General features: G+C 70.3%; 23 protein-coding genes and 3 pseudogenes. 17 read left to right on the top strand and 9 right to left on the bottom strand.

Annotated features, from left to right (window positions below):
* Positions 1 to 134, bottom strand: a pseudogene (locus ACFYX0_RS37180) (aldehyde dehydrogenase); the annotation flags it as partial.
* Positions 135 to 411: 277 nt separating this feature from the next.
* Positions 412 to 1545 (bottom strand): hypothetical protein, encoded by a 1134-nt coding sequence (locus tag ACFYX0_RS37185; RefSeq protein WP_388977528.1) that lies wholly within the window; start codon positions 1543 to 1545, stop codon positions 412 to 414.
* Positions 1546 to 2082: 537 nt separating this feature from the next.
* Between ACFYX0_RS37185 and uvrA the strand changes: the two genes are divergently transcribed.
* On the top strand, positions 2083 to 4551 hold the full coding sequence (gene uvrA / locus ACFYX0_RS37190; protein WP_388977530.1) for an excinuclease ABC subunit UvrA: 2469 nt from the start codon (positions 2083 to 2085) through the stop codon (positions 4549 to 4551).
* Positions 4552 to 4577: 26 nt separating this feature from the next.
* On the opposite strand, the gene ACFYX0_RS37195 is transcribed toward uvrA, so the two are convergent.
* The 3 genes from ACFYX0_RS37195 to ACFYX0_RS37205 form a co-directional block, all read right to left on the bottom strand.
* Positions 4578 to 4700 (bottom strand): hypothetical protein, encoded by a 123-nt coding sequence (locus ACFYX0_RS37195; protein WP_388977532.1) that lies wholly within the window; start codon positions 4698 to 4700, stop codon positions 4578 to 4580.
* Positions 4701 to 4852: 152 nt separating this feature from the next.
* A complete protein-coding gene (locus ACFYX0_RS37200) occupies positions 4853 to 5419 on the bottom strand; it encodes a type 1 glutamine amidotransferase domain-containing protein (protein ID WP_388977534.1) in 567 nt (188 codons plus the stop codon).
* Between the two features lie 265 nt (positions 5420 to 5684).
* Positions 5685 to 6134: a DUF1931 family protein gene (locus tag ACFYX0_RS37205; protein WP_388977537.1), complete on the bottom strand. Its 450-nt coding sequence runs from the start codon at positions 6132 to 6134 to the stop codon at positions 5685 to 5687.
* A 606-nt stretch (positions 6135 to 6740) separates the two neighbouring features.
* Between ACFYX0_RS37205 and ACFYX0_RS37210 the strand changes: the two are divergent.
* Positions 6741 to 6941 (top strand): annotated as a pseudogene (locus ACFYX0_RS37210) (transposase); the annotation flags it as partial.
* 8 nt (positions 6942 to 6949) lie between these two features.
* On the opposite strand, the gene ACFYX0_RS37215 reads toward ACFYX0_RS37210, so the two are convergent.
* On the bottom strand, positions 6950 to 7795 hold the full coding sequence (locus ACFYX0_RS37215; protein WP_388977540.1) for an aldo/keto reductase: 846 nt from the start codon (positions 7793 to 7795) through the stop codon (positions 6950 to 6952).
* Between the two features lie 102 nt (positions 7796 to 7897).
* Positions 7898 to 9085: an MFS transporter gene (locus ACFYX0_RS37220; RefSeq protein ID WP_388977543.1), complete on the bottom strand. Its 1188-nt coding sequence runs from the start codon at positions 9083 to 9085 to the stop codon at positions 7898 to 7900.
* A gap of 267 nt (positions 9086 to 9352) precedes the next feature.
* On the opposite strand from ACFYX0_RS37220, the gene ACFYX0_RS37225 reads away from it, so the two are divergent.
* Positions 9353 to 10243, top strand: a complete 891-nt coding sequence (locus tag ACFYX0_RS37225; protein ID WP_388977546.1) for a LysR family transcriptional regulator — start codon at positions 9353 to 9355, stop codon at positions 10241 to 10243.
* A gap of 330 nt (positions 10244 to 10573) precedes the next feature.
* Here the strand turns inward: ACFYX0_RS37225 and ACFYX0_RS37230 are convergent, their stop codons facing one another.
* Positions 10574 to 12355: a PucR family transcriptional regulator gene (locus tag ACFYX0_RS37230; RefSeq protein ID WP_388977548.1), complete on the bottom strand. Its 1782-nt coding sequence runs from the start codon at positions 12353 to 12355 to the stop codon at positions 10574 to 10576.
* 279 nt (positions 12356 to 12634) lie between these two features.
* On the opposite strand from ACFYX0_RS37230, the gene dnaK reads away from it, so the two are divergent.
* From dnaK to ACFYX0_RS37300, 14 genes and pseudogenes are all read left to right on the top strand, one after another.
* A complete protein-coding gene (gene dnaK, locus ACFYX0_RS37235) occupies positions 12635 to 14545 on the top strand; it encodes a molecular chaperone DnaK (protein ID WP_388977550.1) in 1911 nt (636 codons plus the stop codon).
* 8 nt (positions 14546 to 14553) lie between these two features.
* Positions 14554 to 15162: a nucleotide exchange factor GrpE gene (gene grpE, locus ACFYX0_RS37240; RefSeq protein ID WP_388977553.1), complete on the top strand. Its 609-nt coding sequence runs from the start codon at positions 14554 to 14556 to the stop codon at positions 15160 to 15162.
* Positions 15163 to 15168: 6 nt separating this feature from the next.
* Positions 15169 to 16122 carry a DnaJ C-terminal domain-containing protein gene (locus tag ACFYX0_RS37245; protein ID WP_388977556.1) on the top strand — a complete coding sequence of 318 codons (954 nt, stop codon included), beginning with the start codon at positions 15169 to 15171 and terminating at the stop codon, positions 16120 to 16122.
* Positions 16119 to 16526 (top strand): chaperone modulator CbpM, encoded by a 408-nt coding sequence (locus tag ACFYX0_RS37250; RefSeq protein ID WP_355922733.1) that lies wholly within the window; start codon positions 16119 to 16121, stop codon positions 16524 to 16526. Before ACFYX0_RS37245 ends, ACFYX0_RS37250 begins: the two co-directional genes overlap by 4 nt.
* Positions 16517 to 19156: an ATP-dependent chaperone ClpB gene (gene clpB, locus ACFYX0_RS37255; protein ID WP_388977559.1), complete on the top strand. Its 2640-nt coding sequence runs from the start codon at positions 16517 to 16519 to the stop codon at positions 19154 to 19156. The genes ACFYX0_RS37250 and clpB overlap by 10 nt, the downstream gene beginning before the upstream one ends.
* Positions 19153 to 19599 carry a thioredoxin gene (gene trxA / locus ACFYX0_RS37260; protein WP_388977562.1) on the top strand — a complete coding sequence of 149 codons (447 nt, stop codon included), beginning with the start codon at positions 19153 to 19155 and terminating at the stop codon, positions 19597 to 19599. Before clpB ends, trxA begins: the two co-directional genes overlap by 4 nt.
* Before the next feature lie 5 nt (positions 19600 to 19604).
* Positions 19605 to 19868, top strand: a complete 264-nt coding sequence (locus ACFYX0_RS37265) for a UBP-type zinc finger domain-containing protein (protein ID WP_388977564.1) — start codon at positions 19605 to 19607, stop codon at positions 19866 to 19868.
* On the top strand, positions 19868 to 21682 hold the full coding sequence (locus ACFYX0_RS37270; protein WP_388977567.1) for an FAD-dependent oxidoreductase: 1815 nt from the start codon (positions 19868 to 19870) through the stop codon (positions 21680 to 21682). Before ACFYX0_RS37265 ends, ACFYX0_RS37270 begins: the two co-directional genes overlap by 1 nt.
* Positions 21683 to 21730: 48 nt before the next feature.
* Complete coding sequence (locus ACFYX0_RS37275) at positions 21731 to 22231, top strand: Hsp20/alpha crystallin family protein (RefSeq protein ID WP_388977570.1); 501 nt, start codon at positions 21731 to 21733, stop codon at positions 22229 to 22231.
* Between the two features lie 90 nt (positions 22232 to 22321).
* Complete coding sequence (locus ACFYX0_RS37280) at positions 22322 to 22459, top strand: hypothetical protein (RefSeq protein ID WP_388977573.1); 138 nt, start codon at positions 22322 to 22324, stop codon at positions 22457 to 22459.
* Between the two features lie 56 nt (positions 22460 to 22515).
* Positions 22516 to 22746 (top strand): hypothetical protein, encoded by a 231-nt coding sequence (locus ACFYX0_RS37285; RefSeq protein ID WP_388977576.1) that lies wholly within the window; start codon positions 22516 to 22518, stop codon positions 22744 to 22746.
* Positions 22747 to 22768: 22 nt separating this feature from the next.
* Positions 22769 to 23068 (top strand): annotated as a pseudogene (locus tag ACFYX0_RS37290) (DUF2267 domain-containing protein); the annotation flags it as partial.
* Between the two features lie 579 nt (positions 23069 to 23647).
* Positions 23648 to 24067 (top strand): aspartate 1-decarboxylase, encoded by a 420-nt coding sequence (gene panD / locus ACFYX0_RS37295; protein WP_388977579.1) that lies wholly within the window; start codon positions 23648 to 23650, stop codon positions 24065 to 24067.
* Positions 24068 to 24094: 27 nt separating this feature from the next.
* Positions 24095 to 24787 (top strand): aspartate/glutamate racemase family protein, encoded by a 693-nt coding sequence (locus tag ACFYX0_RS37300; protein ID WP_388977610.1) that lies wholly within the window; start codon positions 24095 to 24097, stop codon positions 24785 to 24787.
* A gap of 519 nt (positions 24788 to 25306) precedes the next feature.
* On the opposite strand, the gene gndA is transcribed toward ACFYX0_RS37300, so the two are convergent.
* Positions 25307 to 26746, bottom strand: a complete 1440-nt coding sequence (gene gndA / locus ACFYX0_RS37305) for an NADP-dependent phosphogluconate dehydrogenase (RefSeq protein WP_388977582.1) — start codon at positions 26744 to 26746, stop codon at positions 25307 to 25309.
* Between the last annotated feature and the right edge of the window lie 193 nt (positions 26747 to 26939).

Consider the following 26939-nt stretch of genomic DNA (forward strand, 5'->3'; position numbering starts at 1 on the left):
TACATGTGCAGGTCCGAACCGCAGATGTTGGTGGTGGTGATCTTGACGATGATGTCGCAGGGATGCTCGATCTTCGCGTCCGGTACGTCCTTCACGGCGACCGTACGCGGTCCTTCGTATACCGCTGCTTTCATGACGACTTCCCTCGATGTCGCGGCATGGCGCAATGAGCCGGACTCTCGGAAGTGCTGCGACGGGGTCCGGGGCTCCGGCACGCCTCTGGGGGCCGTTCACCTGGATGAGATGGAACGGTCATTTGCCGTCGGCCCGCCGGAGGGAGCTTCGGCGCTCCGGCGGCGTGCCGTGCGGGTTCCCGTCGGCCCCCGACGCGAAACGACCACGCACCGATCCATCAGCGGAATCTTCGTACGCGGACGACCACCAACCACCAATCACCAGGGAAGCTCCGACTCAGGTCATCAGCTGGTCACCGCCCTCGTCCTGGAGCATGCGGCGGCGTTCCTGTTCGCGCTTGGAGTAGGCGGCTGCCCGGATCGCCTCGTCGCTCTCCAAACCGGATCCCAGCGCGCCGCCCACGGTGGCCACCGAAGCGACGAACCATGACAACGTCAAGTATTCCGTGGCGTGCAGCGGGGTTCGTGTCGCGGAGGCGAACGCCTGCTCGTTGAGGATGAACAGGGCCCACAGCAAGTTGATGACGATCAAGCCCGCGTAGCAGACGAGCACCCCGATACCCACGGTCACGACCGTCGAGGCGTTGTAGAGAGCCGCCCTCTTCCTCGCCTCCGGCGAAACCTCATCCGTTCGATGCCACAGGTTCGCGTCCACGATCAGCCAGCCGATCATGAGCGCGACGGACCCGCCAGTGGCGATCACGAGGCGTGGCGTGCTCAGGGACTCGGCCAGGTTCCAGATGGTGGAGTTCACGGTGGCGACTGCTCCCGTGGCGAGTGCGGCCGCCAGGGCTTTCGACAAGCCCGGCACCAAACGCCACGGCCGGTTGGCGCGGACCATACCGAGGAGCACCCTCAGGTAACCGCGCGGCCCACTGACGACGTACCGCAGATCGGCGATCTCCTCCTCACCGACCTGGCCCGGATGGATGGGAGCGAGACGACCGATGAAGGGCCCCCGCAGCGGCTGACTTCCCGGAGGCCCCTCAGGCCCAGTGACCTGCGGGCCCACCAAGCTGAGGACGGCTTCTTCCACGGCCTGCTGGGCCCTAGTCTGCAGCCGCAAGCCCCCCAGCGTGGGAAGAGACAGCAGCGCCAGGCCGTGTTCGTGACTCAGATCCACCACGAGCTTGCGCCCATGTGAGTGCAGCGGAAGGTCGGTGAGGGCCACGATGATGTCCCAACTCTCCGCACTTCCGCGGTCCATGATCCGGTGCATCAAGGTGGGCGGGTCCTCGGCCCCTGCGGTGAAGGGCTCACTGACCACCTCGACGTCGAACCGTCGTCCCTGGCCTGACCTGTCGGCGAGCCGATCAGGAAGCATCCGGGCCATGCGCTGCGCGATCTCCGTGGGCGCGTCGGGATCCGCCAGGAGAGCCACGACCGTAACGCCCTGAGACGACACCCGCATGACTCCCTCTCGTCGGCTATCCCGCGATCGCGAGTGCCCACAGGATGCCCCCGACGTAACGCCGACGCTGCGTGACACGCTGGCCCCTGCCAGCAGGTGCAGGCGGTGCGGTCAGATCTCCTCGTGCGCCCCATGCAGGACCTGCCCCACCACCGGGCCACACGGTTGCGTGCGCCACCGCGAACACCAGCTCCGCGCCACCCCGGGCGGCACCGCACGTGCGCCACCGGACACCCCGCTTCGGTGTCCTGCCCGGAAGTGCGCAGGCAGGGGGCAGGCGAAGGCCCCGACTGGTTCGGGGGATCCCAGCCAGGGCCGATCGAGAGTGGGCGCGAAGGACGGTCGCCTCGCGGCGGGGGCTCCATAGGGCTTCAGCCGAACGATCGTCCTCATGGGCAATGGGTTAGGCCCGGGGACACAGTTCCCTTCACGCCCACCTACGCATCAACGGTGAAGCGCTCTCGAACGTTCCCTGGGAGCGGGCCCGGTGACGGCGCCTGTCGCGCGGTTCGCGGCGCGATCAGGTAATCAGGAACGGTGAACAAGGACGCGACCGACCCCTTCGTACATGTCCGGGGCGCCGGTGAGAACAACCTGCGGAACATCGATGTCGACGTTCCGCGGGACGCGATGGTCGCCTTCACCGGCGTCTCCGGTTCGGGCAAGTCCTCGCTCGCGTTCGGCACGCTCTACGCGGAGGCCCAGCGGCGCTACTTCGAGTCCGTAGCACCGTACGCCCGAAGGCTGTTGCAACAGGTCGGCGCACCGCACGTGCAGGAAATCACCGGACTGCCACCAGCCGTGGCCCTGCAGCAGCGACGCGGGTCGCCCAGCTCGCGCTCGACGGTCGGCACCCTCACCACGCTGTCCAATCTGCTGCGCATGCTGTACTCCCGCGCCGGCACCTATCCGCCCCGGGCCGCACGGCTGGAAGCCGAGTCGTTCTCCCCCAACACCGCGGCCGGCGCCTGCCCGGAGTGCCACGGACTGGGCGTCGTGCACGACGTCGCCGAGGACCTGCTTGTCCCGGACCCCTCGCTGAGCATTCGCGAGGGGGCGATCGCCGCCTGGCCGGGCGCCTGGCAGGGCGCCAACCTGCGCAGTGTCGTGAGCGGCCTGGGGATCGACATCGACCGGCCGTGGCGCAGACTCAGGAAGAAGGACCGGGACTGGCTGCTGTACACGCACGAGCAGCCCTCCGTGTACATCGAGCCGGAGGAGGACCGCGTCGACTACGGCTACCAGGGCAAGTTCTGGAGCGCCCGCAAGCACGTCATGCACGTCCTCGCCGACTCCAAGAGCGAGAAGATGCGCGAACGGGCGCTCCGGTTCGTCAGGAGTGTGCCCTGCCCCGCCTGTCACGGCAGCGGACTGCGGCCCGAGGCGCTCGCCGTGACCTTCGCCGGACGTTCCATCGCCGAGATCAACGCGATGCCGCTCACCGAGGTCGTGGCGCTGCTGCGGCCCGTCGCAGGGCGGTCCGAGGCCGACGCCACCACGTCGACCGCCCGATCCGGGGAGACGACCGAGGTCGCGGTCCGGATCTGCGGCGATCTGGTCGCGCGGATCGACGTACTGCTCGACCTGGGCCTGGGATATCTCAGCCTCGGGCGCCGCTCGACGACCCTGTCGCCCGGCGAGGCGCAGCGCCTGCGGATCGCCACCCAGCTGCGCTCGGGGCTGTTCGGCGTCGTCTACGTCCTCGACGAACCTTCCGCGGGCCTGCACCCGGCTGACACGGAACCGCTGCTGGAGGTGCTGGACCGCCTCAAGGCGGCGGGCAACTCGCTGTTCGTCGTGGAGCACGACATGGACGTCGTACGGCGGGCGGACTGGGTGGTCGACATCGGCCCCGGTGCGGGCGAGGGTGGCGGACGCGTGCTGTACAGCGGCCCGGTCGCCGGTCTTGAGCGGGTCGGGGAGTCGGCCACGAGCCAGTACCTGTTCGGGCGCGCCCAGCCGCTCGATCGCCGCCCGCGCACACCGCACGGCTGGCTGCACCTGCGTGGCGTCTCCCGCCACAATCTGCACGACGTGTCCGTCGACGTACCGCTCTGCGTACTGACGGCGGTGACGGGCGTGTCCGGTTCCGGGAAGTCGACGCTGGTGACGCAGGTGCTCGCCGAGGTCGTCCGCGGCCACCTCGGACTCGTACCCGAGGAGCCCGACGAGGCGCAGTTGGAGGTCGACGTCCAGGACGCCTCGGGGGTCGAGTCGTTCGACCGGCTGGTCCGGGTCGACCAACGGCCCATCGGCCGAACTCCCCGGTCCAACCTGGCCACGTACACCGGGATGTTCGACGCGGTGCGCAAGCTGTACGCGGCGACGGACGAAGCCAGGCAGCGCGGCTACTCGGCCGGGCGGTTCTCCTTCAACGTGCCCGAAGGGCGGTGCGAGACCTGCCAGGGCGAAGGATTCGTCGCGGTGGAACTGCTGTTCCTGCCCGGCACCTACGCGCCGTGCCCGACCTGCGAAGGCGCCCGGTACAACGCCGAAACGCTGGAAGTCACCTACCGCGGCAAGAACATCGCGGAAGTACTGGCGCTGTCCGTCGACGCCGCCGCCAAGTTCCTGTCCGCCGTCCCGGCCGCCTCCCGCAGTCTGGAGACGTTGCGCGAGGTGGGACTGGGGTACCTGCGGCTGGGTCAGCCCGCGACGGAACTCAGCGGGGGTGAGGCGCAGCGCATCAAACTGGCCACCGAGCTGCAGCGAGCTCGCCGCGGGCACGCGCTCTACCTGCTCGACGAGCCGACGGCGGGGCTGCACCCCTCGGACATCGCGCTGTTGCTGCGACAGTTGCACCGGCTCGTCGACGCCGGCAACACGGTGGTCCTCGTCGAGCACGACCTGGACACGATCGCCACGGCCGACTGGGTCATCGACCTCGGTCCGGGCGGCGGCGACGCGGGCGGGCGGGTGGTCGCGGCGGGCCCGCCGGCCAAGGTGGCGAGGGCCCGCCGCAGCGCCACCGCGCCCTATCTCGCGGCCCGGCTCGCGCGCTCCTGACGACAGCGCGAAAGGCTGAGTACCGGTCAGCCGGGTTCGGGGCGCGGGGTCGCGCGCGTCACGATGCTGCGTTCCAGCTTGTGGCGGATATTGCCCTCGAGGTGTCCCGTCTGGGCCCGTTCCACGATGAGTTCGGCGACTTGGCGCATCTTGATGTTCACTTGGGCGTGCCGGCATTCGACGGCGGCGCGATGCTAAAGATGGCAGCCGTACGGAGGCGACCGCCCAGGCTGACCGGCCCGTGGGGTGGAGAGCGGGCCCACCTCCACCGTGCACCGCCGCCTGCGACCAGGCCGCCAGGTCAGCCGGGCATGGGGTGGTGCGCCCGGGCGAACTGCTCCACGACGGCGGCGCAGAAGGCGGGCAGGTCGGCCGGGCCGCGGCTGGTGACCAGCTGCCCGTCGACGACCACCTCCTGGTCGGCGACGACCTCCGCGCCGGCGTTGCGCAGGTCGGTGCGGATGCTGGGCCAGGACGTCAGGCGGCGGCCGCGCACGGCGTCGGCTTCCGCCAGGGTCCACGGGCCGTGGCAGATCGATGCGACCGGTTTCCCGCTGGCCATGAAGTCCTTGACGAACTGCACCGCGTCGCGGTCCATGCGTAGCTGGTCAGGGTTCATGGTGCCGCCGGGCAGGAGCAGGGCGTGGTAGTCGTCGACGGAGGCGTCGGCGACCAGGCGGTCTACGGGGAAGGTTCCGGCCGCGTTGAGGTCGAACTGGCGGGCCTGGATCTCGCCGTGGTGGAGCGAGACGATCTCGGTCTTCGCCCCTGCGCCCTGCAGCGCACCGCGCGGCTGATCGAGCTCCACGCGCTCGACGCCGTCAGTGGCCAGAATCCCCACCCGCATCCCCCGGAGTTCCTGTGTCATGGTACGGCTCCCTTCACGGCTCGCTGGTTCTAGGACGCGAGCGGTTGGGACACCCGGCGTGCCCCGAGTGCATGTCTGCGCGCGGTCAGCAAAAGCTGCCGTCCGAGTGGGGACGACCTTCGTCCAGCCGTCGTCGCGGGCGCCGAAATACTGGTGTTCGTGTATCCGTCTGCTGCCTTGTTGACGAGTTCGTGGGAGACGACCCGGGGCGGCTCGGCCTTCCCGGCCTGAGACGAGTCCGGCGACATGCACCGGGGCGCGACTGCTACAGCAGCCGGTCGAACACCGCGGTAACGCCCTCCCAGTGACTGGTCTGCGGGTTCTTGACATCCGGATACATGATTTTGAACGTCTCGGCGAGGGCGACGCTGAGACCGCCGATGATCTCGGGGTAGCGCTCTTCGACCTCCTGGGTGGGTGTCCTGTCGAGGGGAGGGTGCGCGGCGAGTTGCTCCAGGATCGGCTTCAGCTCGACCGCCTCGTCGAGCCGCCGGAACCGGTGGATGCTCTCCTGGAGGCCCTTGGTGATCGGTAGATCCCACGGTTCGACGGTATCCCTGCCGTTGGCCTTGGCCGACGCCTGGCCGACGACCAGGAGGTCGTACAGCTTGGCGTCGACGAAATCGCCGTATCGCTTCAGGTCGTTCCTGTCCACGTCGAGGCTTGCGGCGGTGCGGAAGAACCTCTCGAACTTCGACACACCCATCACGGTCATACCTCTCGCCTCCTCACCGGGAACGGACGGCGTCGTTCGCTCCCGCCCGCGCCGCCATCGGCTGTTACCCGGTCGAGATTCGCAGAGCCCTCTGCTGAGCGCCTCCGCACTCCAGGCCGAAAAAGGGCGCCCCCTCTTCCCCTGGCAGAGCAGCATGAAGCGCCCAGACATCCCTCGGCCAGCCGTGCGGCCGTCCGTCCGCAGGAGGCTGCACTGCGTTGCAACGCCTCGTACGAGCATTGCCGACCGGACGACACGACCAGCTCGGGGAGCGGGACTGTATTAGGGCACCCAGCCGAGACTGGAACAAGACCGGGCTCGGTGCAGGGGTCGGGCTGAAGAATGGGCCGCGGCAGCTGTTCTTCTCCAGACTGCGAGGTGTCTCGTGAGACACCGGTGACAGGGCTGCCCCTCTTGTCGCCAAGCCACTGCGTGTTTCCGGCGAAACGATCTACGCGAAGTTGGATGAACCACTCCCCGCATGGGCGGGCACGGTATGGCACGGCCTCTTGGGTTCCGAAGCTCGAGGACGGCTGGCGGTGTCCTGCAGACGTGAGCGCGCGGTCCTCGTGCGCCCGGGCCCCGGGGTGCGCAGGGCGCCACACGCTCATGTCCTCGGAGGCCGATGCCCTCTGCGAGCCGAATACGGGCAGGTCAGCGACGAACGCGTCAATCACCACAACGGCTATCGCCCACTCCAGTGGGACACGAGGGCCGGGACGATCGAGCTGGCCATCCACAAGCCGCGCCAGGGCAGTTACCCCGCACTGGCTGCTGGGGAGGCGTCGCGGGGGGCGCGCCACCCTGGCAATCCTTCAGAGCATCTCCAGGGGCGTGGGCCCGCTGGGCGGCGGGAGCGCCTCATCGAGAGCGTCGAGCGCCTCGGTAGGAAGGTGGAGGTCCAGCGCGCCGCGGTTCTCCCGAACGTGGTCGGGTGCTCCGGAACGCGGGATCGCGGCCACCCCCTGTTCCAGCACCCAGGCGAGTGCCACCTGGGCCGGCGTGGCTCCGAGGTCCCGGGCCACGGCATGCAGTGCCTCGACCTCCAGGACCCGCCCCTGCTCTATCGGGGAGTAGGCCATGGCCGTCACCCCGGCCTGACGGCACCAGGGGAGCAGATCCCACTCGATGCCGCGCCGGGAGAGGTTGTACAGCACCTGGTCGACGGCCGCGGCGTCGCCACCGGGGAGGGTGGTCAGCTCGGCCATGTCGGCCACGTCCAGATTGCTCACGCCCCAGTAACGGATCTTCTCCGCCTCCAGCAGGTCGGTGAATCCCGCGAGGGTCTCTTCGAGTGGCCACCGTCCCCGCCAGTGCAGCAGGTACAGGTCCAGCCGTTCCGTGCGGAGCCGCCGCAGGCTGCCCTCGCAGGCGGCGACGGTGCCCTTCCGGTCGGCGTGGCCGGGCAGCACCTTGCTGACGAGGAAGACCTCCTCCCGGCGTCCGCGGAGGGCCTCCCCGACGAGTTCCTCGGCTGCGCCGTCGCCGTACATCTCCGCCGTGTCGACGACGGTCATGCCCAGGTCCACGCCCAGCCGCAGCGCGGCGATCTCCTGCTCACGCCGGGCCGGATCCTCGCCCAGGTACCAGGTGCCCTGCCCGAGCGCCGCGATCTCCTCACCGGAGGGGAGCGCGATCGTTCTGGCCGATTCCGCAGACATCTCGGGCCTCCCGTCTGCCGCGGATCCGTGTCACGCGCGCCCGCACCGGGTGCCCAGTTCCGCGCCTCCCAGACAACCGGTGTCGCATGCGCCGCAGGGAGGTCAGGAGGGGCGAGCGGACTGCCCAGAGAGCTTGCGGGGACTGGGTGCGCGGTCGCGCAGGGCGACGGCGACCGACACAACGGCGCCGCAGGAGAGGACCGCCGCGAAGCCGATCATCGCGGTCTGCACGGCAAAGTGCCGCAGGGCGATGCTGAACAGGACGGAGGGCAGGCCCATTCCCAGGTACGCGACGACGAAGAACACGGCGAGGACCCCCGCACGTGAGGCGGGCTCGGCCACTGAACCGGCACGTTCGACTCCTCCCTTGAACAGCAGCCCGGAGCCGGCTCCCGACAGGGACACGGCGACCAGGTAGAGCCACAGCGCCGGGTGGTAGAGGGCGACGGCGCAGAGGACCAGGCCGACCGGAAAGACCACTGCCCCCACGGTCAGGAGCCGGGGCAGGGGGAGACGGCCCAGCACCAGCTGGGCGGCCGCCGCGGAACCGAACATGAGGAAGGCCGCCAGGCCGACCACGAGGTGCGAGTCGGTGTGCAGGGTGCCGTGGAGCACGCTCGCCCCGAGGGAGGAGATCAGGCCGAGGATCGCGAAGGCGAAGGCGCCCAGCGCGCCGGCCGCGCCGAACGCCCGCCGGCCGCCGGGGCGCAGGACGAACCTGCTGGGCGGTTGGGCCGCGGGCAGCTCCAGGTCCACGGTCTCCGGGGTGCACAGCACCAGCGCCAGGCACACCGCCATGGCGAGCGTGAAGATCGCCTGGGCAGTGACCAGGGGCATGGGAAGCCACTCGGCGGCGGCTCCGGCGATCAGGGGCCCCGAGGCCAGGCCGCCCAGGTTGGCGGCGGTCGCCACGATGCCGGGCAGCACCGAACCCGTCCGGTCCGGACGGACCTCGTGGTGGAGGTCGTGCAGGTACGTCGTCGCGGTCGAGGCCATCAGCCCGAGTCCGACACCGTTCAGGATCCTGCCCGCGATCAGCCCCGGCAGGTCCCGCCACACGATCAGTACGACCGACGCGACGATGCCGACCAGCAGCGCCGGGACGATGATGCGCCGCCTGCCGAGCCGGTCCGACAGGTGTCCCAGCCCCAGGAAGGCGACCGCCGCGCCCACGACCATCGAGGCGTACGCCACCGTGACCGTGGTCGCGCCGAAGTGGTCCCGGGCCTCGTACAGCGGCCACAGCGGGGTCGGCGCGGTGCCGAAGGCCATCAGTACGGTGAAGGCCACCGCCACGAACCAGAAGCCGGTCGTGTGCGAGGCACGGCGCCGGGCGGAGGCACGGGGCGGCAGGTCCGCGGGAGCGGGCGCTGGGATCCGGTGGGTCGGGGCGTCGGGAGCGTCGGCTGTGGGACGGCTCAGCGGCGTCGGAACGGCAGGCAGGGGTACCCCTCCTCGGGCGGAATCGGATGACGCTTTCCATCCTCCTCACCAGCAAGAATCAATGCCAACGAATGTTTTTGCTGGGCTCCAGCAATGCGAGTGATACTTGCGGGTGTGGAGCTACGTCAGCTGGAGCACTTCATCGCGGTCGCCGAGGAGCTGAGTTTCACGCGTGCCGCCCGTCGGCTGCACGTGGTGCAGTCAGGGGTGTCCGCCGCGATCCGCTCACTGGAGCGGGAGCTCGGCTGCGCGCTGTTCGAGCGCACGTCGCAGCAGGTCCGGCTCACCGGGGCGGGCGCCGCGCTGCTGCCGGAGGCTCGGGCCACCCTGCACGCCGCACAGGACGCCCAGGACGCCGTACGCGCCGCACAGGACACGCTGCGCGGCACGGTGAACGTGGGCGCCATGGCCTCGGTCGAGGTGGTGGACCTGCCTGCGCTCCTCGGGCAGCTGCACGCGCGGCATCCGGCGATCGACGTCCGGCTGCGGCTGGCGACGGCCGGCTCGGCGGGACTGGCACACGCGCTGCTCAGCGGGGACCTGGACGCGGCCTTCCTGTCGCTGCCCGAACGCAAGCCCGCCGGGATCGACGCACGGGAGCTGGCCACCGTGCCGCTCGTCCTGGTGGTGAACGCCGCCCATCCGCTCGCGCAGCGGGGAAAGGTGGCACTTGCGGACCTCGCGGGGGAGCCCTTCGTGGACTTTCCGCCGGGCTACGGCAACCGCGAGGTGGTCGACCGGGCGTTCGCGGCGGAGGGCGTCGTACGCCGGGTGGCACTGGAAGTGCCCGACATCGACATGGGGGCGGCACTGGTCCGGCACGGACTGGGCATCGCCTTCCTGCCTGCGTTCGCCGTTGCTCGCACCCCCGGCCTGCACGTCCTGGACGTCCACGACACCACGCTCCGCTGGAGCATGCATCTCGGCACGTCGTCGACCCGGCGGCCCAGCTCGGCTCTGCGAGCGATGCTCGAGCTGGTCGACCTCCACGTCATCGCCTTGTGACGCCGGGGCCGCCCGGACGTCACCCGTCGGTGGTGTCCGGCCCCCTGCGTTCGCCTCGCTCCGGCCGCGACATCTGCCGCAGCATCCGCTGATGCTCGCGCTGCTGTGGTCCACAGGCGGCGTCGGACACCTTCTCGGCCCCTTCGAGGCAGGTGCCGAAGGCCCCGCCGATCGTAGCGATGGCGGTGATGAACCACGGCCCCGTCTTCCGGCACGCCGCGATCTCGCTGGATCAATCCGAGGAAGGGCCACCCACCCACAGCAGCGCTGTAGCGGGGCAGCCTGCCCAACTGCTACTGACACCGCTCGCGCAAAAGTTCCAGTGAGGCATCAGCCGGGTCCGCCCAGCACGATCTTCCACACTCGGGTCGCCACCTGGAGGTTCAGCCGGTCCTCGACGTTCGCGAGGTCGTGGCCGCTGATGTCGCGGATGCGCTGGAGCCGATAGCGCAGCGTGCTGCGGTGGATCGCGAGGGAGTCGGCGGTCTCGTCGTAGTTGCCGCCGCAGTCGAAGTACCGGGACAGGGTCTCCACCATGGTCGCGTGATGCCGGGAGTCGTAGTCGATGAGCTGCCCGAGCCACTCCTGGACGAACGTCTCCAGTTCCCGGTGACCGCTGCCGGGTCCCAGGATGCGGTAGAGACCGAGCTCGTCGAAGAATGACGTGCCGTAGCGCTCGCGGGAGTGGCGGCGCACGTCCAGGGCGCGCTGCGCTTCCTGGTAGTGGTGGGGGATGTCCTCCACGGAGTCGCAAGGGGCACTCACCCCGATCGTCCCGGACCGTGTGCCGTTCTCTCGGGCGAGCGCTTCGTACAACGCGCGAGCGTGTGGCCTGTCGGCAGTGATGAGGACGACGTGGTCGGAGCGGCGGGTCAGCAGCGAGCGCATGCCCACCGCAGCGGCCGCCCGACCCACGGTCTGCGCGAAGGAATCGTCCGCAGTCCGGTTCGACCACTGCACCACGGCGATGTAGTGGCTGCCGTGCAGGTCGTGTCCGGCTGCCTCGGACCGGGCGTAGGCGCTCGGCTCGTCCGTCCCTGCCAGGAGGTCGTCGGCCAGCTCGCGGTGCAGCCTCAGCTCCACTTCGGCCAGATTGCGCAGGTGCGTCAGCTCCAGGGCGAGCGACGTGGCGGCGTGTCCAAGCGCGAGGACGGTGTGCTCGTCGGCCTCGTCCCGGGTGTCGACCAGCGCCAGCACGCCCAGAATCTCGCCGTGCGGGCGGACGAGGGTGAGCAGCCGGTCCCTTATCCGCACCGGCCCGGCCTCTTTGGCGACGGCGTGCAGCATGTCCTCCTGGCGCACGGGGTCCGGTTCGGGATAGGGGACGGGGCGGCCGGGGCCGGTCCAGGACCTCAGCCGGCCGAAGCGGTCCTCGACCAGCGCGGGAAGTCCTGTGAGCCCGTGCAGTGCGCGGGTGACAGCTTCCTCGCCGCCACCCGAGGCAGCGACGTCGGCCATGAGAGCGTGAACGGCTCGCTCGTAGCCCAGCTCAGCCACCACAGAGATCAGCTTCCGCTGGAGGGCTGTGCGTTCCTCCCTCAGCCGGTGCAGCTCCAGCGCGTCCTCGCGTTGGCGGCGGTGTGCGACGGCGACTGACAGTGCAGCAGCGGTGTGCCGGACGAGCATGGAGAGCAGAGATCGCTCGGCCTCGGTGGGCCGGGAGCGGGACGTGACCACGAGGTAGCCGTGGAGGACCCCAGGTCCGCGTAGCCCCAGGGCCCGGCCCCAGGGCCTGCCGGTTACGGTCACGTTGCCGTCCTGCCCGGCCAGCTCCCGCACCCTCCGGCCCACGGTCAAGGTATGCGTTCGCCCGTTCCACGGGCTGGGGACCAGGTCGCCGCCCACCTTGAGATATCCGGCCTCGGCGCTGTACGGCCCCGCGGCGACTATGTGATCCATGGCCAGGCGCAGGATCTCGCCTTCATCCGGAGCGTCGAACTGGGCGCGGGAGAGCGCGATCAGTTCGAGGAGGGCATGGGCGGCTGGGGTGCGAGCGGGCAGGCGGGGCCGCCTGGGCGCGGCCGTGGGGCGCCGCCCGGCGCTGCCCCGCGGAAGGCTGCCCTTCCGGTCGGAGTAGCGGTGGTACAGGCTGTACGCCCGACTGCCGACCATGGGAGATCACTCCGTCCTTCGGAGGTGAGCGGCTTTCGCGTACCCGGTCCCGGGCCGGCTACGCGAGATGTGTGGGTTCTTTCTCTCGTACTCGTGGGGCGACCGGACCCGTGCATTCCTGACTCGCCAGGCGCAGGCGTGGAGCCACCCGGTTCGTCACTCTGGGGAGTGCTCGAGACCCTCCGTGCGCACCGATGGGAAACCGGCGGAGTCCCACCTCTGTCTGAACGAACGTGATCCGGAGAGTCGGCGCAGGCGCTGCACCGGGAGGAGTTCCTCATGGCCAAGGCAGTGGGCATCGACCTGGGCACCACCAACTCGGTGATCGCCGTGTGGGAGGGCGGCGAGCCGTCCGTCGTGCCCAACAGCGAGGGCAACCGCACGACACCGTCCGTGGTGGCCTTCACCGACACCGGGGAACGTCTGGTGGGCCAGCTGGCCCGGCGCCAGGCGATCCTCAACCCGAAGGGCACCATCTACTCGGCCAAGCGGTTCATCGGCCGGCACTTCGACGAGATCTCCGACGAGGCCAGGGCGGTGGCGTACGACGTCGTCGAGGGCGACGGCGGGGCGGCCCGCTTCAAGGTGCGCGACAAGCTGTACGCGCCTGAGGAGATCAGCGCACAGGTGCTGCGCAAACTCGCCGACGACGCGTCCAAGCAGCTGGGGGAGCGGGTCACGGAGGCGGTCATCACGGTTCCCGCCTACTTCAACGACGCTCAGCGCACTGCCACCAAGGACGCCGGACGGATCGCCGGACTGGAGGTGCTGCGGATCATTAACGAGCCGACGGCGGCCGCCCTCGCGTACGGCATGGACAAGAAGGAGCACGAGACCGTCCTCGTCTTCGACCTGGGCGGCGGCACCTTCGACGTGAGCATCCTCGACGTCGGCGACGGCGTGGTGGAGGTGCGCTCCACCGCCGGTGACAGCCACCTGGGCGGCGACGACTTCGACCGGCGTCTGGTGGACTACCTCGCGGACGACTTCCAGAAGGAGAACGGCATCGACCTGCGCAAGGACCCGCAGGCGCTGCAACGACTGTTCGAGGCGGCGGAGAAGGCCAAGACCGAGCTCAGTTCGGTGACGCAGACGCAGGTCAGCCTGCCGTTCATCACCGCCGACGCCTCGGGCCCCAAGCACCTCACCGACTCGATCATGCGGTCCACTCTCGAGCAGATCACCGGCGACCTGGTGGAGCGTTGCCTCGGACCGGTGCAGCAGGCGATGGCCGACGCGAAGGTCGGCGAGAGCGACATCGACGAGGTCATCCTCGTCGGCGGTTCCACCCGCATTCCCGCCGTCCAGACTCTGGTCCGCCGGCTGACCGGCGGCAAGGAACCCAACATGAGCGTCAACCCCGACGAGGTCGTGGCCCTGGGCGCCGCGATCCAGGCCGGGGTGCTCAAGGGCGAGGTCAAGGACGTCCTGCTGCTCGACGTCACACCCTTGTCGCTGGGCGTGGAGACGCGCGGCGGAGTGATGACGAAGATCATCGAGCGAAACACCACCATCCCGGTGCGCCGCAGCGAGACCTTCTCCACCGCCGAGGACAACCAGCCGGCCGTCGATGTGGTGGTCCTCCAGGGCGAGCGCGAGCGGGCCGCCGACAACCGGGTGCTGGGCCGGTTCCAGCTCACCGACATCCGGCCGGCGCCGCGGGGCGAACCACAGATCGAGGTCACCTTCGACATCGACGCCAACGGCATCCTCAACGTCAAGGCCCGCGACCGGGACACCGGCAAGGAACAGGGCATCACCATCAGCGAGAGCTCCAACCTGGACCGCAGTGAGGTCGAGCGCATGGTCCAGGAGGCCGAGCGCAACCGGGGCCAGGACCAGGCACTCCGCGAGGCCGTCGACGCCCGCAACGAACTCGACGCCGTCGCGTACCAGGTCGAGAAGCGCCTCGCCGAACTGGGCGACGCAGCGCCCGCGCACGAGAAGGCACGCGCCGAGATGCTCGTGTCCGACGCCCGGGCGGCGGTCAAGGAAGAGGCGGGCGTGGAGCGCGTGCGGCCTCTGACCTCCGAACTCCAGCAGGTGCTCGCCGGGCTGGCGGCCCATCAGGGCGCCGCCGCCACGGGCGGTCCCGGCCAGGACACCACCGGGGGCGGCGCGACCGGTGGCGGCCCGAGCGGCGGTGGCGGTGACGACGACGTCATCGATGCCGAGTTCGACAAGGACTGAGGCGCGCCATGCCCACCCACCCCCAGGAACCCGACCGGGCCGCGTCGGATCCGGCCGTACCGGTCCCGGAAGGCGCTGGACGCCCTCCTCGCGGGGATCTGCCCCAACCGGGCCCGCCCCGGCCCGAAGCGGCGAACGGCGAACCGGGACCCGATGCCGCCGGCCCCGCGCCTGCCGAGGACGAGTACACGACCGCGATCAAGGAACTGGAGGACCGCTGGCGGCGCGCACTCGCCGACCTCGACAACCTTCGCAAGCGTCACGCCAGGGAACTGGAGCGCGAACGGGCGGCAGAGCGGTCCCGCACGGCGGCCGCCTTCCTGCCCGTCCTCGACAACCTCGAACTCGCCCTGACCCACGCCGGCGCCGATCCGGGTGCGATCGTGGAGGGCGTCCGGGCCGTACGCGACCAGGCGGTGAACGTCCTCGAACTGCTCGGCTACCCGCGGCACGCGGAGAGCGGAGTCGCCTTCGACCCGGCCCGGCACGAGGTGGTCGGCGTCGTCCAGGACCCCGACGCCCCACCAGGCACGGTCGTCGAGGTGCTGCGCCCCGGCTACGGGGACGGCGAACGGCAGCTCAGGCCCGCCGCCGTGACCGTCGCGAAGCGAGAGTGAACGGCGATGGCACGGGACTACTACGAGGTGCTGGGCGTGTCGCGGACCGCGAGCCAGGACGAGGTCCAGCAGGCATATCGCAAACTCGCCCGTAAGTACCACCCCGACGTCAACAAGGACCCCGGGGCGGAGGAACGCTTCAAGGACCTCAACGAGGCATACAGCGTCCTGTCCGATCCCAAGACCCGGGCGCGCTACGACCGCTTCGGCGAGGACTTCCGCAAGATCCCCGAGGACTTCGACGAACGGGTCGCGGCCGGAGCGGGCGGCGGCTTCCGCGGTCGGAGGACCGCAGGCGCGGGCGGCCCTCGCGTCCGGTACACCACCGGCTTCGGCGACGACTTCGGAGCGGAGGGCATCGACATCGAGGACCTGCTCGGCTCCATGTTCGGAGCCGGCGCCGCCCGAGGCGGCGTCCCCGGAGCGGACCAGGAGGCCGAACTGCCGCTCACCGTCGAGGAGGCGTACCGAGGCGGCCGTCGCACCGTCACGCTCGCCGGCCCCACCGGGCAGCCGCGGCGGTACGAGGTCGACGTGCCGCCAGGCGTCACCGACGGGCAGCGCATCCGGCTGGCGGGTGAGGGTGGCCAGGGCAGTGGTGACGCGGCCGCGGGCGACCTGTACCTGCGGGTACGTATCCAGCCCCACCCCCGGTTCCGGCTGGACGGCCGTGACGTGCACGTCCAGGTCCCGGTCGCCCCGTGGGAGGCGGCCCTGGGCGCGACCGTGCCGGTGCCCACGCCCGGCGGCGGCACGGCGAAGGTCACGGTGCCCGCGGGCTCGTCCAGCGGCCGGCGGCTGCGGCTGCGCGGCGAGGGCATGCCGAACCCGCGGGGCGCGAACGGCGACCTGTACGCCGAACTTCGCGTCATGGTGCCTCCCGCCCTCGGCGGCCGGGAGCGCGAACTGTTCGAGGAGCTCGCCGCCACTTCCTCGTTCGACCCCAGGAGGACGCGATGAACGACCGACCCGCGGGAGCGGGAGGCATCGGCCGGGCCGGCGTGGGCGCCCGTCCGGTACGAACGGGCGCCGACATCACCGCCTCGACGGCCGTCCGGTACGCGCTCGTGCCCGTCCCCAGGCTCTCCTTGGCCGCCGTGGCCCTTCGCTCGGGCCTCCACCCCGATCTGATCCGCCGGTTCGTCGCCCTCGGCCTGGTCGACGCCGAGCGCGACTCCGCGGGGCGACTCGTGTTCGACCCCACGGCCCCGGCGGTTCTCGCCCGGATCCAGCGGCTGCGCACCGGACTCTGCCTCAACTACGCATCCATCGGCCTGGTGCTCGACCTGCTCGACCGCATCAGCCTGCTCGAAGCCGCCCTGCGCGGCCGCGGCACGAGGAGTGAAACACCCCCATGGACATGAACCGTCTCACCCAGAAGTCCCAGGAAGCCCTCCAAGAGGCCCAGAGCGCGGCCGTCGGCATGGGGCACACCGAGGTCGACGGGGAACACCTGCTGCTCGCGCTTCTCGATCAGGAGGACGGTCTGATCCCACGGTTGCTGCAACAGGCCGGCACCGAGCCGAAGGAGCTGCGCGCGGCCGTGCGCGAGGAACTCTCCCGCCGCCCGAAGGTCACCGGCCCCGGCGCGGCACCCGGCCAGGTCTTCGTCACCCAGCGCCTGTCCCGCCTGCTCGACGCCGCCGAACGGGAGGCCAAACGCCTCAAGGACGAGTACGTTTCCGTGGAGCACCTCCTGCTCGCCCTGGCCGAGGAGGGCTCGGCGACCGCCGCCGGACGCCTGCTCAAGGAGCACGGCGTGACCCGGGATTCGTTCCTGAGCGCGCTCACCCAGGTCCGCGGCCACCAGCGCGTCACCTCCGCCAACCCTGAGGTGGCCTATGAGGCTCTGGAGAAGTACGGCCGCGACCTGGTCCTCGAGGCTCGGTCCGGGCGGCTGGACCCGGTCATCGGCCGTGATGCGGAGATCCGCCGCGTCACCCAGATCCTCAGCCGCAAGACCAAGAACAACCCCGTCCTCATCGGCGATCCCGGCGTCGGCAAGACCGCCATCGTCGAGGGCCTGGCCCAGCGCATCGTTCGCGGCGACGTCCCCGAGGGCCTGCGCGACAAGACGGTGTTCGCTCTCGACATGGGCTCCCTGGTCGCCGGCGCCAAGTACCGCGGCGAGTTCGAGGAACGCCTCAAGGCTGTGCTGTCCGAGGTGAAGGCCGCCCAGGGACGCATCCTGCTCTTCGTCGACGAACTCCACACCGTGGTAGGTGCGGGCGCCGCCGAAGGAGCCATGGACGCGGGCAACATGCTCAAGCCGATGCTCGCCCGCGGCGAACTCCACATGATCGGCGCCACCACCCTCGATGAGTACCGCAAGCACATCGAGAAGGACGCCGCCCTCGAACGCCGTTTCCAGCAGGTGCTGGTCGACGAGCCGAGCGTGGAGGACACCATCTCCATCCTGCGCGGACTGCGCGAACGCCTCGAGGTGTTCCACGGCGTGAAGATCCAGGACACCGCGCTGGTCTCCGCGGCCACCCTCAGCCACCGCTACATCACCGACCGGTTCCTGCCCGACAAGGCCATCGACCTCGTCGACGAGGCGTGCGCCCGGCTGCGTACCGAGATCGACTCGATGCCCGCCGAACTCGACGAGATCACCCGTCGCGTCACCCGCCTGGAGATCGAGGAGGCGGCCCTGTCCAAGGAGACCGACCCCGCCAGCAAAGCCCGTCTGGAGGAACTGCGCAGGGAACTGGCCGACCTGCGCGGCGAGGCCGACGCCAAACGCGCCCAGTGGGAGGCCGAACGGCAGGCCATCCGCCGCGTGCAGGAACTGCGCCAGGAACTCGAGCAGGTCCGTCACGAGGCGGAGGAGGCCGAACGCGCCTACGACCTCAACCGCGCCGCCGAACTCCGCTACGGCCGCCTTCAGGACCTGGAGCGCCGGCTGAAGGCCGAGGAGGAGCAACTGACCGCCAAACAGGGGCAGAACCGGCTGCTGCGCGAGGTTGTCACCGAGGAGGAGATCGCCGAGATCGTCGCCGCCTGGACCGGCGTCCCCGTCGCCCGCCTCCAGGAGGGCGAACGCGAGAAACTGCTGCGCCTCGACGAGATCCTGCGCGAGCGGGTCATCGGCCAGGACGAGGCCGTCAAGCTCGTCGCTGACGCCATCATCCGCGCCCGCTCAGGCATCCGCGACCCGCGCCGCCCCATCGGCTCGTTCATCTTCCTCGGCCCCACAGGCGTCGGGAAGACCGAGCTGGCCAAGACCCTCGCGGCGGCCCTGTTCGACTCCGAGGAGAACATGGTCCGCCTCGACATGAGTGAGTACCAGGAGCGGCACACCGTCAGCCGGCTCATGGGCGCACCGCCCGGATACGTCGGCTATGAGGAAGGCGGCCAGCTCACCGAGGCCGTACGCCGCAAGCCGTACTCGGTCGTGCTGTTCGACGAGATCGAGAAGGCGCACACCGATGTCTTCAACACCCTGCTGCAGGTCCTCGACGACGGCCGCATCACCGACTCCCAGGGCCGCACCGTCGACTTCCGCAACACCGTGATCATCATGACGTCCAACATCGGCTCCGAGCACCTCCTCGACGGCGCCACCGCCGAGGGCGAGATCAAGCCCGACGCCCGCGCCCTGGTGATGGGCGAGCTCCGCGGGCACTTCCGCCCGGAGTTCCTCAACCGCGTCGACGACATCGTGCTGTTCAAGCCGCTCGGCGAGCGGCAGATCGAGCGCATCGTGGAGCTGCAGTTCGACGAGCTGCGCCGCCGGCTCGCCGAACGCCGCATCACCGTCGAACTCACCGACGCTGCCCGGGAAGTGATCGCCCACCAAGGTTACGACCCGGTCTACGGGGCCCGGCCGCTGCGCCGCTACATCTCCCACGAGGTCGAGACACTGGTCGGGCGCGCCCTGCTGCGCGGCGACGTCCAGGACGGCGCCACGGTCCGCGTCGACGCCGAACACGGAGAGTTGGTGGTCACCTACGACCAGCCCGAGGACGTGAAGGGAGCGCGGGCGGCATGAGCACGATGCAGGCGACGACCGTCAGTTGTCCCCACTGCGGGCGCACCAACCGGGTGCCCGTGGCCGCGGAGGGCCGCCCCAAGTGCGGCCACTGCAAGCAGCCCCTACCGTGGATGGTGGACGCGGGCGACGACGACTTCACCGAGGTCGCCGAGCAGGCCGACGTCCCCGTCGTGGTCGACCTGTGGGCCACCTGGTGCGGCCCCTGCCGCATGGTCAGCCCCGCACTGGAGCAGGTCGCCACCGACCTCGCCGGCCGAATCAAACTCGTCAAGGTCGACGTCGACAAGAACCCGCGACTGTCGCAGCGTTTCGCGGTACAGGCCGTACCGACACTGCTGATCCTCGACCAGGGCGAGACCGTCGCCCGGCAGGCGGGGGCGGCGCCCGCCCCCGCTCTGCGCCAGTGGGTGGAACAGTCGATCACCACCCGGAAAGGGTGATCCGGATGACCATGCATGCAGACCCCCACCTCGCGCTCGTCCGGCCGGTCAAGCCGCTGACCCCAGAAGGGTGTCAGGAGTGTCTGATGCTCGGCTCCCCATGGGTCCACCTGAGGCTCTGCCTGACCTGCGGGCACGTCGGCTGCTGCGACTCCTCGCCGAACAAGCACGCGCGCAGGCACGCAGCTGCCGACGCACATCCGATCGTGAGGTCGTTCCAGCCCGGCGAGGATTGGCGCTGGTGCTACGTTCACGAGGCGTTCGTCTGATGTCCGGCGACCAGTCGCTGCCGGGCGAAGAACCGGTGCCGGAGGAAGCGGACGAGGCCGCCTTCTGGGAGACCCCGGACATCTACGGCGCGTACCCGCGCCTCACGGAGGACCAGATAGCACGTCTGGCGGAGCACGGGCAACGCCGGACCGTGGCTCCGAACCACGTGCTGATCCGGGAGGGAGAGCGCTGCGAGACGTTCTTCGTCGTCCTCAGCGGTACCGTCGCCGTCGTCGAGGACTACGGCACTGCCGAGGAGCACGTGCTGCGCGTGCACGGCCCCGGTCGCTTCATCGGCGAACTCGGCCTGCTGTACGGACAAGTGGCCTTCTACACCGCTGTCACCAGGGAGCCGGGCGAGGTCCTCGTCGTCTCCTTGGATCAGTTGCGCCACTTGGTGTCCCAGGACTCCACCATCGGGGACATCGTGCTGCGCGCCTGTCTGTGCCGTCGCGCGCTGCTCGTCGGACAGGGCGCCGGCTTCCGCATCATCGGCTCGCGCTACTCGCCCGACACCAGACGGCTGCGCGAGTTCGCCGTCCGCAACCGGCTGCCGCACCGCTGGATCGACCTGGAGACCGACGAGGAGGCCGAGGAGTTGCTGCGCCGCTTCGGCGTCGGCCCGGCGGAGACACCACTCGTCATCTGGCGGGACACCACCCTGTTGCGCAACCCCAGCAACGCGGAACTGGCCCGGCTCATCGGCCTGCCGTCACTACCCGCCGGAAACCGTCACGGCGACGTCCTCATCGTAGGCTCCGGACCCGCTGGCCTCGCTGCCGCGGTGTACGCCGCCTCCGAGGGCCTGAGCACCACGGTGGTGGAGGCGATGGCCGCCGGCGGTCAGGCCGGCACGTCGTCCCGCATCGAGAATCTGCTCGGCTTCCCATCCGGCATCTCCGGCGCCGAACTCACCGAACGCGCCGTACTCCAGGCCGACAAGTTCGGCGCCAGGATCAGCCTTCCGCTGGAGGCGACCGGTCTCCGTCCCAAGGACGACGACCACTACGTCGTGGCGTTCGCTGACGGCAGCGAGATCGCCGCCCGCGCCGTCGTCCTGGCCATGGGTGCCCGCTACCGCCGGCTCCAGGTGCCCGGCATCGAACGCCTGGAGGGAACGAGCGTGCACTACTCGGCGACCGTCTACGAGGCCCAGCAGTGCCGCACCGACCCGGTGGCCGTCGTCGGCGGAGGCAACTCGGCGGGCCAGGCGGTGCTGTTCCTCGCCGGGTACGCGCCGAAGGTGCACCTGGTGGTCCGAGGAGCCAGCCTTGAGGCCAACATGTCCCGCTACCTGGTCGAACAGGTCGAGCGCCATCCGCGTGTGGAGGTCATGCTGCACACCGAGGTCACCGAGGTCATCGGGCAGGAAGTGCTGGAGGAGCTCGACGTGGTCGACAACCGCACGGGCGGGCACCGCCGGCTCGCGGTACGGAGCCTGTTCGTCTTCACCGGCGCCGAACCTCACACCGAGTGGCTCGCCGGCATCATCGCCCTCGACTCCCGCGGCTTCGTCCTCACCGGGCCGGAGGCCCAGGAAGCCTGCGCCTACCCCGAGGTGTGGCACGGCCGCGGGCGCTCGTGCATGACCCTGGAGGCCAGCCTGCCCGGGGTCTTCGCGGTAGGGGACGTCCGCAGCGGCTCGGTGAAGCGGGTGGCCTCCGCGGCCGGTGAGGGCGCGATGGCCATCCACTTCGTGCACCGGCACCTGGGGCACTCGGCCGTACCCGGCACCACGGGCACGTCCCCTGTCGCGGGCCACTCGGACGTCTCCCCACGCATACGTCACAAGGAGTCCGCATGGCTCGCATGACGAATGGCGGACGATGAGATCACGAGAAGGAAGAAGGAGGCGATTGCGATGGCCATGCCCGTCCGGCGCCACCGCGGTGGCGGCCTGCAGGAAAGGCCCGTCTGGGCACCCACCCCTGTCAATCCCCTGGTCGAGTTCGACGAACTGCTCAACCAGATGAGCGGCCTGCTGGAGTCGACGGTGGGCGCGGCACCCGCGGTTGCGTGGACACCTCTCGCGGACGTGTCGGAGTCCGAGGACGCGTTCCACATAGAGATCGAACTCCCCGGTGTGAAGAGCAAGGACATCGACGTAGAGGCTAACGGTCCCGAACTCGTGGTCCACGGAGAGATCAAGGAGCGGGAGCGCAAAGGTGTCCTGCGCCGCAGCACCCGCCGCGTCGGAGCCTTCGAGTACCGTTTGCGGCTGCCCGGAGAGTTGGACACCCACAAGATCAAGGCTGAGATGCAGGACGGAGTGCTCAGCATCACCGTTCCCAAGGCCGACGTCGCAAAGCCGCGGCACGTCGAGATCACCGAGACGAGTGGAAGCACCGAGAGCAGCGGCTGAGACGCAAGCGCCGCGGTTTCGGGCAACCATCCGGCACTGTGGCCGGGCTGGCGAGGCTCGACACCCCTCACGGCGGTGGAGACGCGCTACGTGGCTCCCCATCGTTGGTGGTTCTTCCTGCCTTACTCGCTGACCTTCCTCGTGGCGTACGCGGGAGCGAAATCGGCCCGTCTGGCGGTGAGCGAGGTCCTGAAAATCGCCGACCGCACCGCCCGCCGCCGGGAGTAGGAGCCCGCCGTAACCGCCCGGGCACCGGACCGGGCAGCGCCCTGTACTCGCCGAGGATGGCCGGCACCGCGGGTACGGCAAGTCGTACGTCCGCCATGGCCGAACAACGCCTCGACGACGAGATCGAACAGATAACCCACGCGCTCCGCCCCGGGCGCTTCCGCCGTGCCCTGCGTGAGTCCGTGCGTGAGTCTCGGGCCAAGGGCCTTGCGAACGGCAGCTACGCGCTGGCGGACGGACCCGGCCGGCCCGACGGCGCACCGGGCGACCCCCTTGACCAGCGGTGACCAAGGCAGAAGGGAGTCAGCGATGAAATACGACGGATTCCTCGCCCGTGTGCGCGAGCGAGGCGAATACAACGACCAGGACGAAGCGGCGGACGTCACCAACGCCGTGCTGGAAGTGCTGGCCCGACGGATCAGCCCGGGAGAGGTCAAGGACCTCGCATCCCAGCTGCCCGGCCCGCTGGGACAAGTCCTGGACCGTGCCGCGCCGCAGCAGGCGCGAGGCTTCGGGATCGAAGAGTTCTACCGCCGGGTCGCCGAGCGCACCCATGCCCGGCCGCGTACGGCGCAGTGGGACGCCAGCGCGGTCCACAGAACCCAAGCCTTCGGCAGCATCCACCGATAAACAGGGCGCCGTTGCGGCCAAGGAGCTGCAGTCCGTCACCGGGGGCCCCTGCAAGTGCGGGTATGGCGCTGCAGATGCGGGGCACCATACCCGCGCCGCTTCCCGGAGACTGAGCTACGCTCGGCATCCACCGACGTCAGCGTCTGCGTCCCCGCAGTGCCGGCGCCACGGCTGCGCCCTCCGGCTCTTGCGGTCACGGATCAGGGGGCTGCCACTCGAACATCAAAATCGTGGCGTCGTCGCTGACTTTGTTGTGTCGATGCTCGAGGATGGCGTGGATGAGCAGGCGCAGCCCCGCGCGCCCAGCTTCCCATAACTGACGTATCGTCAAGTAAGTCAGGGCCTGATCAGCATCACTCCCCAGAGGGTCTTCCTGGCAGACGTCTGATCGGCGGCGTCACAACAGCCTGGCTCGCACGGAAGCGCAGGCAGGGAGCCTTCTTCTCGTAGTGGACCGATGTTGTTCACGATCTTTGAGTCCGATGCGTGTCAGTGTAAACTGAAGACTGCCCTTGACCTGCACAAAGCAGGCAGGGAGCCGTCATACAGGAGTCCAAAGTGCTGCGTACTCTGTTCAAGTCCAAGATCCACCGTGCCACGGTCACCCAGGCCGACCTGCACTATGTCGGATCCGTGACCATCGACGCCGACCTCCTCGACGCCGCCGACCTGCTGCCCGGTGAGCTGGTCCACATCGTCGACATCACCAACGGTGCCCGTCTGGAGACGTATGTCATCGAGGGCGAGCGTGGTTCCGGTGTCATCGGGATCAACGGGGCCGCGGCCCATCTGGTCCACCCCGGCGACCTCGTGATCATCATCAGCTACGCCCAGGTCACCGACGCCGAGGCGCGGGCCCTGCGGCCGCGGGTCGTGCACGTGGACGCCGACAACCGGATCGTGGAGCTGGGCGCCGACCCCTCCGCGCCGGTACCGGGCTCGGACCAGGAGCGCAGCCCGCACGCCGTCACGGTCTGAACGGTGCGACCGCCGGAACAGCTCCCGATGCCCCCGTACACCGGCCCGCTCGCGCTGCTGCACACCTCGCCGGTCCACATCCCCGTCTTCGAGACCCTGCGTGACGCGTCCCACCCGGGACTGGAGCTGACGCACCTCGTGGCCGGGGAACTGCTGGACCGGGCCCGTGCGCACGGGCCCGAAGCGGTGGCCGACGGGGTCCGCGAACTGCTCGGCCGGGCCGTCGCGGCAGGCGCCCGTGCCGTGCTCTGCACCTGCTCGACCATCGGCGGGGTCGCGGAGCGCACGGACGTCGGCGTGCCGGTGCTGCGCGTGGACCGGCCGATGGCGGCCGCTGCGGTGGCGGCGGGCACCCGCATCGTGGTGCTCGCCGCGCTGGCGAGCACCCTGGAGCCGACGGTCGCCCTGATCCGTGACGAGGCCGGGGGCCGTCCCGTGCGGGTGCGCACCCTGGTCGTCGAGGGCGCCTGGGACCGCTTCGAGGCGGGGGACACGAGCGGCTACGTCCGCGCGGTCGCGCTCGCCGCCGAGGCGGTCACGGACGCCGACACCATCGTCCTCGCCCAGGCGTCCATGGCTCCCGCACGGCATCTGGCGAGGACCGCCGTGCCGGTCCTGGCGAGCCCCGGCCCCGGCCTCGCGGCGGCGGCCGCGGCCGTGACGGTGGCAGAGGCACACGCAGCCGCACGTCCCGGCGGGCAGCGGCGGCCGACCGCGTAAGCGCGCGGGATGTGAGCGCGCGCGGCGCACTTGCGCCGCGGCCCACGGTGTGAGTGCGCGCAGGGCGGCCGGGTACCCGAAGGGCAAGTCCAGAGCCGACGCATCCACTGGCCGGAGGACACGATGACCCATCCGCTCCCCGATCCCGCACAGCCGGGACCGCCCCCCGGACCGGGACCGACCCCGGGACCGGAGCCGACCCCCGAACCCGCGCCACCGGGCCCCGAACCCGTGCCACCGGGACCGTCCCCCACACCCCCGTCTCCCACGCCCCCGGCACCCGGGCCGACGCCGCCCGGACCCGGGCCCACGCCCCCCGGGCCCGGCCCCGACCGTCCGCAGCCCGGGCCGGAGCCCATGCCCGAGCCGCGTCCCACGCCGGAGCCGCCCTCGCCGATTCCCGAACCGCCGGGCCCGGACCCCGTCCCGCGGCCCGAACCGGGGCCGCCCCTGAAGTGAGGCAGCCCCTCCGGAACGCTGAAGACGGCCCGCGTCGCAGCACGGCGCGGCGACGGCGAACTACGCCTCGACCTCCGACCGGTCTCCGCCCCACAGCGTGTGGAACGAGCCCGGGCGGTCCGTCCGGCGGTAGGTGTGCGCCCCGAAGAAGTCCCGCTGCCCCTGGGTGAGCGCGGCGGGCAGCCGCTCGGCGCGCAGGGCGTCGTAGTAGGCGAGAGCGGCCGAGAAGCCGGGTGTCGCCACGCCCTGGCGGGTCGCCCCGACCAGGACCTCGCGCCAGTCGTCCTGCGCCGCGGCGATCTCCTGCGCGAAGGTCTCGTCCGACAGCAGACTGGGCAGGTCGGGACGGGCGTCGTAGGCGGCCCGGATGCGGTCCAGGAAGGCCGCGCGGATGATGCAGCCCGCGCGCCAGATGGACGCCACCTCCCCGAGGTCGATGTCCCAGTCGTACTCCTCGCTGCCCGTCGCGATCTCGTGGAAGCCCTGCGTGTACGACACGATCTTCGAGGCGTACAGCGCCTGCTCCACGCGGTCCGCGAAGGCTCCGGCCTCCGCCTTGCTCAGCGGCGCGGGCTTGGGACCGGCCAGATGGCGCGACGCCTCCCGCAGCGCGGAGTGCCCGGACAGCGAGCGGGCGAACACCGCCTCCGCGATGCCCGAGACCGGTACGCCGAGATCCAGCGCGATCTGGACCGTCCAGCGCCCGGTGCCCTTCTGCTCAGCCTGGTCCTGGACCACGTCCACGAACGGCTTGCCCGTGGCCTCGTCGAGGTGGGAGAGCACCTCCGCCGTGATCTCGATCAGATACGAGTCCAGGCGGCCGGTGTTCCAGGTGCGGAAGATCTCCGCGATCTCGGCGGGCGAGTAGCCCGCGACGTCGCGGAGCAGCTGGTACGCCTCACCGATGAGCTGCATGTCGGCGTACTCGATGCCGTTGTGGACCATCTTCACGAAGTGGCCGGCACCGTCCGGGCCGATATGGGTCACGCACGGAGTGCCGTCCTTCGCCTTCGCGGCGATCTTCTCCAGCATCGGACCGAGAGAGGCGTACGACTCGGTCGAACCGCCCGGCATGATGCTCGGTCCGTGCAGCGCGCCCTCCTCGCCGCCGGAGATTCCGGTGCCCACGAAGTGGATGCCTCGCTCCCGCAGGTCCTTCTCCCGGCGGCGGGTGTCCGCGAAATGGGCGTTGCCGCCGTCGATGATCATGTCGCCGGGCTCCAGGAGCGGGGCGAACTCCTCGATCACCGCGTCGGTCGGCGCACCCGCCTTCACCATGATCATCAGGCGCCGCGGGCGCTCCAGCGCAGCGACGAAGTCCTCCGGGGCCTCGGCCGGCGCGAAGTCGCCCTCGTGTCCGAATTCCTTCACCAGATCATGGGTCCGCGCGGGGGTCCGGTTGTGCAGGGCGACCGTATAGCCGTTGCGCGCGAAGTTCCGGGCGAGGTTGCGGCCCATGACAGCGAGGCCCGTGACGCCGATCTGAGCGGAAGCGTTCATAACGGTTGGCTCCTAGAAGTGCTGGAATCGTCGGTGCCGGTTCGGTCTTGAATACGTCCTCGAAGGGTGGTGCCGGTCGTGCACGTCAGTATTGCCCGATGACCATCCTGACGTGCCGGTACGGCCCTCGCACATCCGGACGTGTCGGAACCGGCTCCCCACCGCCCCTCAGCGTGTGTTTCCTCTCCGCTGT

The organism is Streptomyces sp. NPDC002573, from assembly GCF_042889625.1.
GTDB lineage: Bacteria > Actinomycetota > Actinomycetes > Streptomycetales > Streptomycetaceae > Streptomyces > Streptomyces gibsoniae.